14 protein-coding genes are annotated in these 13,773 nt (G+C 71.5%); 10 read left to right on the top strand and 4 right to left on the bottom strand.

Annotation, left to right across the window (positions count from 1 at the left end):
• Positions 1-60 precede the first annotated feature (60 nt).
• Positions 61-1,269 carry an MFS transporter gene (locus H5965_RS36265; protein WP_310975519.1) on the top strand — a complete coding sequence of 403 codons (1,209 nt, stop codon included), beginning with the start codon at positions 61-63 and terminating at the stop codon, positions 1,267-1,269.
• 47 nt (positions 1,270-1,316) lie between these two features.
• On the opposite strand, the gene H5965_RS36260 is transcribed toward H5965_RS36265, so the two are convergent.
• Genes H5965_RS36260 through H5965_RS36250 form a run of 3 tightly spaced genes read right to left on the bottom strand, consistent with a single transcriptional unit; the run spans position 1,317 to position 6,453 of the window.
• Entirely contained in the window at positions 1,317-2,207 is an 891-nt protein-coding gene (locus tag H5965_RS36260) for an ROK family protein (RefSeq protein ID WP_310975516.1), read from the bottom strand.
• Entirely contained in the window at positions 2,204-5,032 is a 2,829-nt protein-coding gene (locus H5965_RS36255; RefSeq protein WP_310975515.1) for a glycosyl hydrolase 2 galactose-binding domain-containing protein, read from the bottom strand. The genes H5965_RS36260 and H5965_RS36255 overlap by 4 nt, the downstream gene beginning before the upstream one ends.
• Positions 5,029-6,453 (bottom strand): APC family permease, encoded by a 1,425-nt coding sequence (locus H5965_RS36250; protein WP_310975514.1) that lies wholly within the window; start codon positions 6,451-6,453, stop codon positions 5,029-5,031. The genes H5965_RS36255 and H5965_RS36250 overlap by 4 nt, the downstream gene beginning before the upstream one ends.
• A gap of 136 nt (positions 6,454-6,589) precedes the next feature.
• On the opposite strand from H5965_RS36250, the gene H5965_RS36245 reads away from it, so the two are divergent.
• Positions 6,590-7,762 carry an ROK family protein gene (locus tag H5965_RS36245; RefSeq protein ID WP_310975756.1) on the top strand — a complete coding sequence of 391 codons (1,173 nt, stop codon included), beginning with the start codon at positions 6,590-6,592 and terminating at the stop codon, positions 7,760-7,762.
• 22 nt (positions 7,763-7,784) lie between these two features.
• On the opposite strand, the gene H5965_RS36240 is transcribed toward H5965_RS36245, so the two are convergent.
• Positions 7,785-8,015, bottom strand: coding sequence for a hypothetical protein (locus H5965_RS36240; protein WP_310975513.1), 231 nt, complete (start codon positions 8,013-8,015; stop codon positions 7,785-7,787).
• Between the two features lie 172 nt (positions 8,016-8,187).
• Between H5965_RS36240 and H5965_RS36235 the strand changes: the two genes are divergently transcribed.
• The 8 genes from H5965_RS36235 to H5965_RS36200 all read left to right on the top strand — a co-directional run bounded on the left by H5965_RS36235 (position 8,188) and on the right by H5965_RS36200 (position 13,772).
• Complete coding sequence (locus H5965_RS36235) at positions 8,188-8,805, top strand: class I SAM-dependent methyltransferase (protein WP_310975512.1); 618 nt, start codon at positions 8,188-8,190, stop codon at positions 8,803-8,805.
• A 74-nt stretch (positions 8,806-8,879) separates the two neighbouring features.
• Positions 8,880-9,011 (top strand): hypothetical protein, encoded by a 132-nt coding sequence (locus H5965_RS36230; RefSeq protein WP_310975511.1) that lies wholly within the window; start codon positions 8,880-8,882, stop codon positions 9,009-9,011.
• Between the two features lie 61 nt (positions 9,012-9,072).
• The gene (locus tag H5965_RS36225) at positions 9,073-10,563 is read left to right on the top strand and encodes an MFS transporter (RefSeq protein WP_310975509.1); all 1,491 of its coding nucleotides are present in this window, start codon (positions 9,073-9,075) and stop codon (positions 10,561-10,563) included.
• Positions 10,564-10,565: 2 nt separating this feature from the next.
• Positions 10,566-11,120, top strand: coding sequence for a TetR family transcriptional regulator (locus H5965_RS36220; protein ID WP_310975507.1), 555 nt, complete (start codon positions 10,566-10,568; stop codon positions 11,118-11,120).
• A gap of 259 nt (positions 11,121-11,379) precedes the next feature.
• Entirely contained in the window at positions 11,380-11,931 is a 552-nt protein-coding gene (locus tag H5965_RS36215) for a snapalysin family zinc-dependent metalloprotease (protein WP_310975506.1), read from the top strand.
• A 109-nt stretch (positions 11,932-12,040) separates the two neighbouring features.
• Entirely contained in the window at positions 12,041-13,156 is a 1,116-nt protein-coding gene (locus tag H5965_RS36210) for an alpha/beta hydrolase (RefSeq protein WP_310975505.1), read from the top strand.
• A gap of 111 nt (positions 13,157-13,267) precedes the next feature.
• Entirely contained in the window at positions 13,268-13,426 is a 159-nt protein-coding gene (locus H5965_RS36205; protein WP_310975503.1) for a ribbon-helix-helix protein, CopG family, read from the top strand.
• Position 13,427: 1 nt separating this feature from the next.
• On the top strand, positions 13,428-13,772 hold the full coding sequence (locus H5965_RS36200; protein ID WP_310975501.1) for a VOC family protein: 345 nt from the start codon (positions 13,428-13,430) through the stop codon (positions 13,770-13,772).
• Position 13,773: the final 1 nt, after the last annotated feature.

The raw sequence follows: 13,773 nt of genomic DNA, 5'->3' as shown, positions 1-13,773 counted from the left end.
TCCCACCCCTGACCGGTAAATCGGTTGGAATTCACCGATCGCTTCGGCAAGCTCGGGCTCATGGCGTCCAGGTGGGTGCGGCTGCAGGCCGTCGCGGTGTCCGGTTCGTCCGCCGAAGGCCTTCTGCTGGCCGCCATCCCGCTGCTGGCGGTTTCCGTCACCACCGATCCGCGCGAGGTCTCGCTGATCAACGTCGTCGGGGAAGCGCCGTGGCTGCTGCTGTCCCTGTTCGCCGGGGTGCTCATCGACCGGGTGCGGCGGACCACCGTGCTGGCCTGGGCCTACGCCGTGCTCACCGGGGCTGCCGTGGTGCTCGCCGCCGTCGCCTCCGCCGGGGTGCTCACCCTGCCCGTGCTGCTGGTCGTCGCCTTCGTCATCACCTCGGCGCGGGTGCTCGGGGATGGCGCCAGCGGTGCGCTCGTCCCCGACGTCGTCGGCCCTGAGCGGCTCGCCCACGCCAACGCGCGGCTCACGGTGATCGACCAGGGCGTGGTGCGGTTCGTCGTGCCGCCGCTGACCGGGTTCCTGATCGCCGTCGCCGCCGGGGCGCCCTCGTGGCTGGCCGCCGGCTGTGCGCTCCTCGCCGTGCTGCTGGCCCGCCGGATCCCGTCCGAGTCCGTGGTGGCCGCGACGACGCACCCGCTGCGGGACCTCTCCGGCGGGCTGCGGCACCTGGTGCGCACGCCGCTGCTGCGGTCGATCACGATCAACGTCGCCCTCGGCTCGTTCGCCGCGAGCGCCGGCAACTCGATGTTCGTCCTCTACGCGACGCAGGTCCTGCACGTCGGCCCGGTCGGCTACGGCCTGCTGCTCGCCTGCCTCGCCGTCGGCTGGGTCGCGTCGTCGTTCGTGGTGCAGAAGGTGGTGGACCGGCTCGGCTACTCGTGGTCGATGCGGTTTTCGCAGAGCTTCGGGGCCGTGGTGACGCTGCTGATCGCGATCGTCCCGCCGTGGCCGCCGCTGGTGGGTGCCGTGCTGATCTCGCTGACGGCGACCGTGCTGATCTGGAACGTCTGCTCGCAGTCGAGCCGCCAGCGCTTCACGCCGGCGCCGCTGCTGGGCCGGGTGCTCACCAGCCACCGGGCGCTGGCCTGGGGCCTGACCCCGCTCGGTGCCCTGGCCGGCGGCCTGGTCGCGGCGCACTTCGGCCTGCGCGCGGTCTGGGTGATGGGCGCCGGCGTCCAGGCCGTCAGCGCGGTCCTCGTGTGGTTCCAGCTCTCCCCCGCGGCGTTCCGCAGGACCGAAGAACTGGCCGCCGCCCAAGCCTGAAGCCGGGTGGTGTGCCGGGTCGGGGCACCGGCACACCACCCGGACGCCTACCCGCCCAGCGCCAGCGCCACCGCACCCAGCAGCGCAGCGTCCTGGTCGAAGCGGGCCGCCACCAGCTCGGGCGGGAACGGCACCGCGTGCGCGAGACGGTCCGCCAACGCCGGCAGCAGCACGTCCGCCGAGCGCACGAGCCCGCCGCCGACCGCGATGCGTTGCGGGTCCAGGGCGATCGCCAGGTTGGCCACGTGCATCGACAGCTCGTCGAGCGCGGCCGTGACCAGCTCCTTGGCCTCGACGTTCTCCTTGGCCAGCGCGAACAACTCCCCCGCGGTGACCGGGCGGCCGAGCAGAGAGCTCGCCCGGCCGCCCAGCCCACGCCCACCGACGGCTTCCTCGAGCGGCGCCGCTCCGCTCGCGAAACCCTCGGTGTCCTGCGGCGAGAGCAGGTTGTACCCGATCTCGCCGGCAGCTCCGTTGGCGCCGGTCAGCACCCGGCCGCCGACCAGCACCGCCGCCGCGATGCCGGTACCGAGTGACAGGAACACCGCCGGGTCGGCGCCGGCCAGCGTGCCCCAGCGCCACTCCGCCAGCGCCGCCGCCTTCGCGTCCGTGCCCACCGAGATCGGCGAGGCCGGGAACTCGGCGGCCACCAGTTCCGCCAGCCGCAGCTGTTCCCACCCCGGCACGTTCGGCGCGAGCAGGATCCGGTCCGGCAGCACGATCCCCGGGCTGACGACGCCGATGCAGGCGGCCGTCGCACCCTCGTCGGCCAGGAGGGCCCTGGCCGCGGCGAGCGCGCGCACCACCACCTGCTCGGCTCCCGCGTGCGCGTCGGTGTCCAGCCGGCGCGTCGCCAGCAGGGTGCCGTCGCGGTCGGCGAGCCCCAGCGCCACCTTCGTGCCGCCGAAGTCGATCCCGAGAATCCGGTCCTCGCTCACGCGTGCGCCCCTCCCGTCCCCCGCACCACGATCCGGCCGGTGTTGAAGCCGTCGACGCTGATCACCGGGGCCGCGCCGCGCAGGTCCGCGGCCCGGTAGGTGACGGTCAGCGTCTGCGACTGGCCCGGCCACAGCGTGATGTCGTTGTCGTCCCAGGTCGCGTTCGCGAGCTGGTTGTCCCCCGGCGCTTCCCGCCCGTCCGGCGTGCCGCGGCGGACGTCGGCCCGCAGGAAGAACGCCGCCCCCGGCGTCTTCGAGGTGTTGGTCACCGTCACCGTGGTGACCAGGCCCGCACCGCTCGGGCGGGTCGAGGCCACCGCGCTGACCTGCGACTTCGGCAGGTTCTGCAGCGCCTGCAGGTTGCTGTACTGCGAAAGCGTCGCCTGCGGGTTGCCCAGCGTCTTGGCCCAGTCGACGACGTCCTTCTGCGTCGAGAGCCAGTAGACGTTCCGGTCGACGACCTTCCCGCCCTGGGTCACCTGCAGCTCGACGAAGTAGACCTGCGCGGGCGCCGGCGCCTTCGTCTCGGCCGGGACCTTCGGCTTCAGGACGCCCGTGCGCACGCCCTGCGAACCCAGCGAAAGACCCGAAACCGTCTGGTCGTCGAGGACCTTGCCCGCGGTGTCGAGCACCCGGGCCCGTACCGAAAGCCCGGACTGCGTGGTCGCCCCGAGGTTGTCCAGGGTGACCGACCCGTTGTCGTAGCCGTAGATCGCGTGCAGCGGCTTGTTGGCCTTCTGGGCGCCGAAGTACGCGCCCGGCTGGTCGCCGTCGTCGTTGTAGAGCGACCACAGCAGCGTCGGCCAGCCCTTGTTGAGCTGCCAGTAGACGACGCCGGTGGCCGGGTTCGCCCGGTCCGTCGAGTGGTGCAGGAAGGCCTCGAACTGCGAGCGGGTGTTCTCGTAGTTCGCGATGTTCGCGAGGTCCACATAGGACTTGAGCGAGTTCCACTTCCCGTACCGCTGCAGGATGGACTGGTCCAGCGTGTACAGCGTGCCGAACGCGTAACCGCCGTGGCCCGGCTCGAAGTTGGCGTGGTACTGGTTGTACTCCGGGTCCTGCCAGAGCTTCGCCTGTTCAGCGGGCGAGAGGAACCGCTTGATCGAATCGAGCGTCGGCACGGTGTGCCCGGCGCTCTGCTCGCTCGCGAAGCCCCAGGCGCCGCCGGCGTTCGTGCGGGAGGAGTCCTCGGGGTCGAAGTGCGAGCTGTCGTACCAGTAGGTCGGCGGGACCCAGTCGTACGGGCCTTCCTTCTCCCCGGACTGCCCGAGCGTCGGCGTGCTCTTGTACTCCGCCGAAGCGATTACCGGCACCTGGAAGTCGGCTTCCTGGAACGCCTTGAGCGTCTCGGACTCCTGGCGCGGCACCGGCTCGTTGTCGCTCCAGCCGTAGTTGAAGACGCTCGGGTGGTTCCGCTCCATCTGCGCGATCGTGTACGCCGAGTCGTGCATGATCCGGTAGTCGCGCTCGGTCAGCGTCGAGGCGTCCTCCGGCTGCCAGGCGTCACAGCACAGGAACCCGCCGATCACCAGGAGGCCGGCGCGGTCGGCCCGGTCGTAGAAGTCCTGCGGCATGTCGTGGCCCTCGAGCCGGACGCCGGACAGGCCCAGGTTCTTGATCAGCGCGAGCTGGTGCGCGGTGTCGGCCTTGTCGTACCGCAGGAACAGGTCCGGCGCGAAGCCGCCGCCGCGGAACACGAAGTCCTTGCCGTTGATGGTGAACTGCCGCGCGCCTTCGGGCAATGGCGCGGACTTCCCGACCAGGCGCGAGGTCACCGTGCGGATGCCGAACGCGCTCTTCGACGACGTCGAGAGCACGCCGTCCTGCGAGACCGCGGTGGTCAGCGTGTACAGCGGCTGGTCGCCCATCGAGTACGGCCACCACACCTTCGGGTGAGCGATCTTCACCGGCGCGAACGCGACCGTCCGCTTCGTGTTCGCCGGGATCGTGACGCGCTGCTTGACGACGATCGGCGCGCCCGACGGCGGGGTTACCGTCGCGGCGACGTCCCCGGTCTGCGCCGTGGCCGCGTTGTTGGTGACGTCCAGCTTCACCGTCAGCTTCGAGCTGGACAGGTCGGCCGCGTTGTCCTGCACGACGTGGGCGTTGTCGCCGGTCAGCGCGTCGGAGACCTGCAGGGTTGGCGGGAACTGGATGCCGGTGTCGTTGTCCGGCGGGATCTGGCCCCAGTCGACCTGGTCGAGGGTGTACATCTTCGTCGGGTCGTTCGGGTAGACCTTGATCGCCAGGGTGTTACGCCCCGGCTTCACCTGCTTCGTGACGTCGAAGGTGTGCCCGGCGAACGCGCCGCTCACGACGTCCTTCGTGGCGACGAGCGTCCCGTTCACCCAGACGTCGCCCTCGCCGACGATGCCCGGGATGGTCAGCTTCGCGTGCTGCCCCGGCCGGATGTCCGGCGTGAAGTCGGTGCGGTACCACCACGGATCGGAAAACGGCTTCGTCACGACCGGGCCGAGCTTGTCGACGTACCCGAAGCACTTGCGCAGGTTGTCGGAGTAGAACACGTCCGGGCACTTGCCGTTCTGCACCAGGGCGTTGATTTCGGTGCCGGGCGCGCCGGCGTCGTCCGGCTCGACCGGCAACCAGCCGCGGGTGGCGTACCCCGGCGTGGAGACCTTGTCGCCGCCGTCCTTGACGCTCGCCGTGGTCAGCACCTGCCAGCCCTGCAGGCCGATCGTCGTGAGCCCGTGCGGCCGTGCGAAATCCTGCTGGGCGAGGTCCTGTTGCGCGGACGCCGGCGCGGCCACGCTCAGCACGCCGGGCACGAGGAGCAGCGCGGCGAGGACCGCGAGCTTCCGGGTCATGCCTGAGCCCCTTCCGGTTCGGTGGCGAATGCTTCCTTGATTTCCTTGGGCCCGAACGGCCACGTGTGCTCGGCCTTGGCGTAGACGAGGTACGCGATCGCGCCGACGGCGATCCAGCCCAGCGACAGCCAGATCGACAGCCATTCGGCCGACTTGTAGATGTAGACCCAGCCGACGAGCGCGATGATCGTCGGCACCGGGTAGAGCCACTGCCGGTACGGCCGCCTCAGGTTCGGTTGCCGGCGGCGGAGCACGACGATCGCGGCGACCTGCGCCAGCGACTGGATGATGACCAGGGTCGCGACCGCCGCGTTGATCACCTCGGTCAGGGTGAACAGCGAGCCGACGATCGTGATGGCGCCCATGGTGAGCACGCCGGCGGTGGGCAGGTGCAGCCTCGGGTGCAGCTTGCCGAACACCGGCAGGAAGACCTTGTCGCGCGCGGCTTCGAAGGGCACGCGCGAGCCGCCCAGCAGCCCGGCGAAAACAGACCCGATGGCGGCGATCACGATCAGCACGGTGATGGCCTTGGCCGTCCCGGTGCCCCAGACCTGCTCCAGCACCGACGACGCGACGGACTTCGCGTCCTTCAGCTGGTCGAGCGGGATCGAGCCGAGCACGCCGACCTGCAGCAGGAAGTACAGGCCCATGATGCCGACGATGGAGAAGATGATCGAGCGGGGCAGCGTGCGCCCCGGGTCGCGCACCTCGCCGCCGAGGTAGGCGGAGGTGTTGTAGCCGAGGTAGTCGTAGATCGCGATGATCAGGCCGGCGCCGAGGCCGCCCCAGAAGGTGCCCTCGCCGGCCGAGCTGAACGCGCCGGGGGTGAAGGCGAACGCCTGCGCGCCGCTGAAGTGGGAGAACGCCGCGACGATCGTCGTCAGCACCGCGGCGAGCATGATCACGAACAGGACCGTCGTGAGCTTGGAGATCTGGCCGATCTTCCGGAACAGCGCCAGGATGATCACCAGGGTGATGCCGACGCCGATGACCTTGCCCAGCGGGGTCGTGCCCGCGTCGTCGGTGACGCCCGGGATCAGGTAGCCGAGGTACTGGACGAGGCCGATGATGCCGGTCGACATGATCAGCGGGATGAACAGCACCGCGCTCCACACGAACAGGAACGGCATCAGCCGGCCGGTGCGGTACTGGAACGCTTCGCGCAGGTAGAGGTACGTGCCGCCGGCACCCGGCATCGCGGCGCCGAGTTCGGCCCAGATCAGCCCGTCGGCCAGCGCGACGATCGCCCCGATGATCCAGCCGAACATCGCCTGCGGGCCGCCCATGGTGGCGACCATGGCGGGGATCGTGACGAACGGGCCGATCCCGCACATCTGGGTCATGTTGATCGCGGTGGCCTGCAGCGGGCCGATCTTGCGCTCCAGGGCGGGCGGCTCCCCGGAACGAGTGGGTGAACTCACGACGTGCCTCCGACTAGTAGTTAGTAAAGTTTCTTAACATAGAACGCCCCGAGCCGGAAGGGTTCGCGGATAAACTTGCGGCAACTCAGGAGGACGCGTGGGACGAAACGGGCCGCAGGTCGGGACGCCGGCGCACATGCGGGCGTTGAACCAGCGGCTGGTCCTGGACCGGCTGCGCGCGCACGGCGAAGCCACGCGACCCCGGATCGCGGCCGACACCGGGCTGTCGAAACCCACGGTGGGCCAGGCTCTGCTCGACCTCGAGCAGCACGGTCTGGTCCGGACCACCGGGCGCAGCCTGGCCGGCCCGGGCCGCGCGGCGGTCGTCTACCAGGCCGCACCGGACGCGGGTCACGTCGTGGGCGTCGACATCGGGCGGCGGGTCCTCCGGATCGCCGTCGCGGACCTCGAAGGCAGCATCGTCGCCCGGCTCGACGAGCCCAACCGGTGCCGTTCTGCGAGCGCGCTGGTGCGCACGGTCGGCGAATCCGTCGAGCGGGCGGTGTCCTCGGCTGGGCTGAGCCCGCACGAGGTCGTCTCGACGGTGGTCGGCACGCCGGGCGTCCCGGATCCGGCGACGGGCACGGTGCACCGCGCGCCCAACCTGCCGGGCTGGGAACGGCGCGGGCTGCTGCACGAGCTCGTCTCGGCGCTGGCCGCCGCGGGTTCGGACGTGGTGGTGGAGAACGACGCGAACCTGTGCGCGGTCGGGGAGCACGCCCTCGGCGCGGCGCTGGACGTGGACGTGCTGGTGTGCTTGACGGTCGGCACCGGGATCGGGATGGGCCTGCTGGTCGACGGCAAGCTGTTCCGCGGCGCGCACGGCGCGGCGGGCGAGATCGCGGACCTGCCGTTGGACCCGCGGCCGTCGGGTGCGGGAGCAAGGCGCCCGGGACCGGTCGAAACGGCGGCGGCGGGCCAGGCGGTGCTGGCCGCGGCGCGCGCCCGCGGGCTGGCGAAGGCGCGGTCGGCGAAGGACGTCTTCCGGCTGGCCCGCGCGGGCGACGAGGTGGCGCTCGGCGTGGTCGAGGAGGAAGCGGAGAAGCTGGCGTACGTCGTCGCGTCGGTCACCGCGGTCCTGGATCCGCGCCTGATCGTGCTGGGCGGCGGTATCGGCGGCAACACGGACCTGCTCGCCGGACCGATGCGGCGGGCGCTGGCCGCGACGACCCCGGTGGTCCCGGAGATCGTGGCGGGCCAGCTGGGCGAGGACGCGGTCCTGGCGGGAGCCATCGCGACCGCGCTGGGGACGGCCCGCGAGCTGGTGTTCGACCGCCGGGGCCTGAGCCGCGCCGCGGGCGACGCCTGAAGACCTCCGAGTCCACAGTGGACTAGTCCGACGGCCCCCGCAGGGTGAGCACCACCCGCAGGACGTACTCCACCGCCGTCGGGAACGCCGCGCCGCGCAGCTCGCCGCGGTCGGCGAGGTTGCGGGAGGCGAACTCCAGTTCCCGGTCCGGGCCGCCCCGCCGGACGACGAGCGCGGCGATCTCCTCGAAGTCGAGGTCCGGGTGGTCCAGGCGCGTCAGGGCGAACTCGATCATCAGTTCCTCGGCCGTCACGTCGCCTCCTCCGCTTCTTCCAGCGTACCGGTGAACAGGGCCGGACGGCCCGGTTCGGGTCCTGTCTTCCCCGGGACGGGCGGAGGACCTTCGCCCCGACACAACAACCGTGACGCCGACGACAATTCCCCTGTCGGCCCTCCCCTCCCCACTCCCCCGGACGGTGACTGGAATGTTCAGCTTGGCGCCGAGTACGTCGACCGCGACCCGGCAGGCGAAACGACTGGCCCGGCGAGCCGAAGAGCTCGTCCAGCGGACGTTGACCGGCGTGGGTGCCCGGCAATCGGAAAGCCGGATCTCGACCGACGCCCAGGCGTACTGGCGCGAACCCGCCGGCGACCGGTGGCTCGCGAACTCGCACTGGCGGGACGCGTCGGTGTTCCGGGACAACGACCTGTGGTCGCGCATCGGCCGGGAGCACCTGGAACTGTTCGAACGCGGCGCGAAGATGACCGGCTTCACCCGGCCGTGGGACCGGATCGTCGACTGGGGCTGCGGCGGTGGCGCGAACGCCGTGGAGTTCGCTCCGCACGCACGGGAGTACATCGGCGTCGACATCTCCGCGGCCACGTTGCGCGAATGCGAGCGGGAGGTCTCCGCCGCGTGCGGCACGCCGTTCACACCCGTCTCGATCGACGTCGAGGCGCCCGAAGCGGCGGTGGCGCGGATCGGCGAACCCTGCGACGTCTTCCTCAGCTTCTACGTCTTCGAGCTGTTCCGACCCCGGAGTACGGCGAGCGCCTGCTCCGCATCGCCTCGCAGCTGCTCGCCCCGGGCGGGCTGGCCCTGATCCAGATCAAGTACGACACGGGCAGCTGGTGGACCCGGCCACGGCGCCGCGGCTACCGGTCCGGGCTCGCCGAGATGACGACCTACCCGATCGCGGCGTTCTGGGAGCTCGCGTCGCGCTGCGGCCTGACGCCCGCCGCGGTCCAGCTCGTGCCGCGCAACGAGCTCGACAAGCACTACGCCTACTTCTTCCTGACGAAGGCCTGACTCCGGCGGGTGAGCGGCCTCACCAGGCTTACTATACCGTCCAGACGGTATAGTAAGCCGCATGACCAGCACTCTGCCCTCCTCCGTCCGGCCGTTGAGCCCCCGGCGCCGCTGGGCCGCGCTGGGCGTCCTCGTCGGCGCCGTGCTGCTGCTCGCGGTCGACGGCACCGTGCTGTACCTGGCCGTGCCGTCGCTCACCCGCGAGCTCGCGCCGACCGCCACCGAGATCCTCTGGATCGGCGACGTCTACTCCCTCGCCCTGGCCGGGCTGCTGGTCACGGCCGGGAACCTCGCCGACCGCTTCGGGCGCAAGAAGGTGCTGCTCATCGGCACCACCGCCTTCGGGCTCGCCTCCGCGCTGGCCGCCTTCTCCCCCACCGCCGGCGTGCTCGTCGTCGCGCGGCTGCTGCTCGGGGTCGCCGGGGCGACGATCATGCCGTCGACGCTGTCGCTCATCCGGACGCTGTTCGCCGACCCGCGCGAGCGCACCCGCGCCATCGCCATCTGGTCGGCCGGCTCCGGCGGGGGCATCGCGCTCGGCCCGCTGGTCGGCGGGACGCTGCTGGAGCACTACTGGTGGGGCTCGGTGTTCCTGATCAACGTGCCGATCGTCGTCGTCTTCCTGGTCCTGGGCGCCTGGCTGCTGCCGGAATCGCGTGACCCGAACCCCGGGCGGTTCGACCTGCTGTCGGCCGGGCTGTCGCTGACCGCGATCGTCCCGCTGGTCTACGCGGTGAAGCACGCCGTCAGCTCGGGCCCCGACGTCCAGGTGGCGGTCGCGGCCGTGCTGGGGCTGGTGTCCGGCTTCCTGTTCGTCCGCCGTCAGCGACGGGCCGAGGCTCCCCTGATCGACGTCGCGCTGTTCCGCAACCCCGCCTTCAGCGGCGCGGTCCTGGCCGACTTCATCGCGGTCTTCGCGCTGATGGGCCTGCTGTTCTTCTTCTCGCAGTACCTGCAGCTCGTCCGCGGCTTCTCGCCGCTGCAGGCGGGGCTCGCGGAGATGCCCGCGACGCTCGCCTCGATCGTCGTCGTGGCCGCCGTCGGCGTGGTCGCCGGGCGGCTCGGGCGGGGCCGGGCCATTGCGGCCGGGCTCGCCGTCGCCGCGCTGGGCCTCGCGCTGATCTCGGTCGCCGAACGGGCGCCGCAGTACTGGTGGCTGGGCCTGGCGCTGGTCCCGGTCGGGCTCGGCGTCGGGCTGGCGCTGACGCTGACCATCGATTCGGTGCTCTCCGCCGTCCCGAAGGACAAGGCCGGCTCGGCGTCGGCGATCTCCGAGACCGCCTACGAACTCGGGGCGGCCCTGGGCATCGCGCTCCTGGGCTCGGTGGTGAACCTGGTCTACCGCGCGTTCCTGCCGGCGGGCCCGGTCCCGCCCGAGGTCCGCGACTCCCTCGCCGGGGCCGCGAGCGTGCTGGCCCCGGACTCGGAACTCGCCCACGCCGCACGGGAAGCGTTCACCGGCGCCATGCAGGTGACGTCGCTCGCGGCGGCCGCCGTCACCGCCGTCGCCGCGGTGATCGCCTGGCGTACCATTCCGTCCGGAAAGGACTGAAGATGCCTCGCAAGGCCGGGCGCAGCCCGGAAGAGACGCGCCGCGCCCTGCTCGACGCCGCCGCGACGGTCATCCGCACCCGCGGTGTGTCGGCCTCCCTGGACGACATCGCCCGGGCGGCCGGCGTGTCGAAAGGCGGGCTGCTGTACCACTTCCCGGCCAAGGACGCGCTGGTGCGCACGCTGGCCCAGGACCTCCTCGACGAGTTCCGCACCGAGGTCCACGCGGCGCTCGACCCGGCCGACACCGCCCCGGGCCGGCTGACGCGGGCGTACGTCCGCGCGTCGCTGGACACCTCCTACGACGAGGTCGCGGTCCGCGAGACCATCGCCCTGATCGCGCTGCTGATCTCGATCCCGGAGATCGCCGAACTGGCCCGCGCGGACGCGCAGAGGTGGGAGCGCGACCTCCACGACGACGGTCTCCCGCCCGACGTGGTCACCCTGGTGGTCGCGGCCGCCGACGGCGCGAGCACGGCACCGCTGTGGGGCGTCGGCATCGACGTGGCGGCCGCGCGGAAACTGGAACAGCAGCTCCTCGCCCTCACTTTCCGGTGATCACGGCGGCCGGCCGCACGCCGACCGCCTTCCCCTGAGCCGCGCGAACGTCGCCCGGTCGAGCTCGGTCAGGTCGCAGCCGCGGGTGCACACCGCCCGGACGGCGTGACCGAGGCCGCTGTCAACAGACTTCGGTACTGGGAAATCACCACTTCGCGGGCCCTACGTTAGTCGGCTCCGGCGAAGGTGTCTTCCGGGTAAATTTTCGACGGCGCGCGCAATTCCGGCAAATCCCCGTCCCCCCACGAGGAGTCTTCCGATGTCGAGGAAGTTCGCCCTGGCCGGCGCCGTTGCGCTCGCCTTGACCGTGACCCCGCTCGCCGCGGGCACCGCGTCGGCCGCCACCGAGCAGGAAGCCGCCGTCACCACGGTCTACTACAGCACCGCCAGCGCACCGACGTTCCGGTCGGTGATCAACGCCGGTGCCGCCAACTGGAACCGCAGCGTCACCAATGTCCGGCTCGTCGAGCGCAACTCCGGCGCGAGCCTGCGCTACACCGAGGGCAACGACCCCCGCGGCTCCTACGCCTCGACCAACGGGCACGGCAGCGGCACCATCTTCATCGACTACACCCAGGCCCGCCAGTACAACCCGACGCGGATCGCGGCGCACGAGACCGGGCACGCCCTCGGGCTGCCCGACCACTACTCGGGTCCGTGCTCCGAGCTGATGTCGGGTGGCGGCCCCGGCCCGTCCTGCACCAACGCGGTGCCCAACTCCGCCGAGCGCAGCCGGGTCAACCAGCTGTGGGCCAACGGGCTCGTCGCGACCAGCGCCGAGCGGGCCGTCGAAACGATCTACGGCTTCTGAAACCGCTGACAGCTGTGGCCCGGGCCGGTGCCCGGGCCACAGCCCTGTCCGGGTCGATCTGGGTGATCATCCCGATGTCCCGCGTCCGAGCCGTCAATACGGTCAAAGGATGCGAAAAACCCTTCTCACCGCCGGGCTCGCCGGTGTCCTGCTGCTGACCGCGCTCCCGGCGCACGCGGCCACCCGGCTGTCGCTGCCCGCCCCCACCGGTCCCTACGCCGTCGGCAGCGTCGATCTGCACCTCGTCGACCACGCGCGGCCGGACCCCTGGGTCGCCGGGACGACCCGCGAACTCATGGTGACCGTCCGGTACCCCGCCCGCTCCGGCGGCGGCGGCGCGAAAGCTCCCTACCAGGCGCCGGAAGCCGCCGAGGTCATCGCCGAGGAAGACGCGCGGGCGCTCGGCATCGCCGCCGACCGGCTCGGCTACACCTTCCCCACGCACGCCCGCGCCGGGGTTCCCGCGGCCGGCGGGCGGCGGCCGGTCGTGCTCTTCTCGCCCAGCGCCAAGTACCCGCGCTCGGTCGGCACCACGCTGCTGGAGCAGCTCGCGAGCGAAGGCTACGTGACGGTGGCGATCGACCACACGCACGAGCCCGCCGCGGTGGAATTCCCCGGCGGCCGCGTCGAACGGCGGGTGCTTCCCTCCGGTCCCGACGCCGGCCGGCAGCTGATCGCGACCCGCGTCGCGGACACGCGGTTCGTGCTCGACGCGCTGGAAACCCTGGCCCGCGGCGGGAATCCGGACGCCGAACACCGCCCGCTGCCCGCCGGGCTCGCCCCGGACGTCTCCCGCACCGGCATGTTCGGCCACTCCGCGGGCGGCTTCACCACCGGAGAAACGATGGTGTCGGACCCACGCCTCGACGCGGGGGCGGACCTCGATGGCAGCATGTCGTACTCCCAGTCGAACCGCGAGTACGGCCGCGTCGCCGACGAAGGCCTCGACCAGCCGTTCCTACTGCTGAGCGCCGGCGACCACAGCACGACCTCCGACCCTTCGTGGCAGGAGTTCCTGGCCCACCAGCGCGGTCCGGTCCGCGCGCAGCACCTCCCGGACGGCGAGCACTTCAGCTACACCGACTACCAGGTGCTCCTCCCCCGCCTCGGCCTCGACCCGGCGGCGATCGCCCCCTTCGTCGGCACCGTGGACCCGGACCGGAGCATCGCCACCCAACGGGCGACGTTGAGCGAATTCTTCGCCTGCTACCTCGAACGCCGGTGAGCGGCACCGGTTCCCGGGGTCACTCCGGTGTCGACCTTGCCGCGGCACGGCGTCGAGGAGCCGGAGAGCAGGACTTGCGCTGTTAGCTTGCTAGCATGCTAGCCTCGGGGCGTGGGCGATGACGACGTCAAGCAGTTCAACGTGTACCTGCCGATCGGGCTGATCCGGCAGGTCAAGCACCGGGCCATCGAGACCGGGCAGTCACTGTCGGCGCTCGTCGCCGAAGCCCTGCGTGCCTACCTGGCGACCGATCCCGAAGAGGAGCACTGACATGACGACCGAGGGCATCGAGGCGATGTACCTGGAGACGCACAACTGGGGCAAGGCGGCCAAGTTCTTCCAGGCCCTGGGCTACGAGATCGACTTCGCGACCGACCACAACTCCGGGCAGCTGCGCAACGGCGCCGGTCCCTGGCTGTTCATCGCCGAGGTTCCCGAAAGCCAGGAGCCGCGGACGCGGGTCGTGTTCAAGGTCCCGGACGCGGACAAGTTCGAGGCCGACGAGATCGTCGAAGTGGTCACCCCGTTCGAGGAAACCCATTACGGGACCAGGGAAATGACCGTCCGCGACCCCGACGGGCGCACGTGGACGCTGTCGGCGCCGGGCGCGGCCTGAC

This window comes from Amycolatopsis sp. 505 (genome assembly GCF_031625235.1).
Lineage (GTDB): Bacteria > Actinomycetota > Actinomycetes > Mycobacteriales > Pseudonocardiaceae > Amycolatopsis.
This window is presented reverse-complemented; position numbering and strand designations above follow the sequence as displayed.

Bases quoted from the DNA above. Each gene is read 5' to 3' on its own strand.
- H5965_RS36265 (WP_310975519.1), top strand. From the start codon at position 61: ATGGCGTCCAGGTGGGTGCGGCTGCAGGCCGTCGCGGTGTCCGGTTCG.
- H5965_RS36255 (WP_310975515.1), bottom strand. From the start codon at position 5,032: ATGACCCGGAAGCTCGCGGTCCTCGCCGCGCTGCTCCTCGTGCCCGGC.
- H5965_RS36245 (WP_310975756.1), top strand. From the start codon at position 6,590: ATGCGGGCGTTGAACCAGCGGCTGGTCCTGGACCGGCTGCGCGCGCAC.
- H5965_RS36235 (WP_310975512.1), top strand. From the start codon at position 8,188: ATGTTCAGCTTGGCGCCGAGTACGTCGACCGCGACCCGGCAGGCGAAA.
- H5965_RS36230 (WP_310975511.1), top strand. From the start codon at position 8,880: ATGACGACCTACCCGATCGCGGCGTTCTGGGAGCTCGCGTCGCGCTGC.
- H5965_RS36225 (WP_310975509.1), top strand. From the start codon at position 9,073: ATGACCAGCACTCTGCCCTCCTCCGTCCGGCCGTTGAGCCCCCGGCGC.
- H5965_RS36220 (WP_310975507.1), top strand. From the start codon at position 10,566: ATGCCTCGCAAGGCCGGGCGCAGCCCGGAAGAGACGCGCCGCGCCCTG.
- H5965_RS36215 (WP_310975506.1), top strand. From the start codon at position 11,380: ATGTCGAGGAAGTTCGCCCTGGCCGGCGCCGTTGCGCTCGCCTTGACC.
- H5965_RS36210 (WP_310975505.1), top strand. From the start codon at position 12,041: ATGCGAAAAACCCTTCTCACCGCCGGGCTCGCCGGTGTCCTGCTGCTG.
- H5965_RS36200 (WP_310975501.1), top strand. From the start codon at position 13,428: ATGACGACCGAGGGCATCGAGGCGATGTACCTGGAGACGCACAACTGG.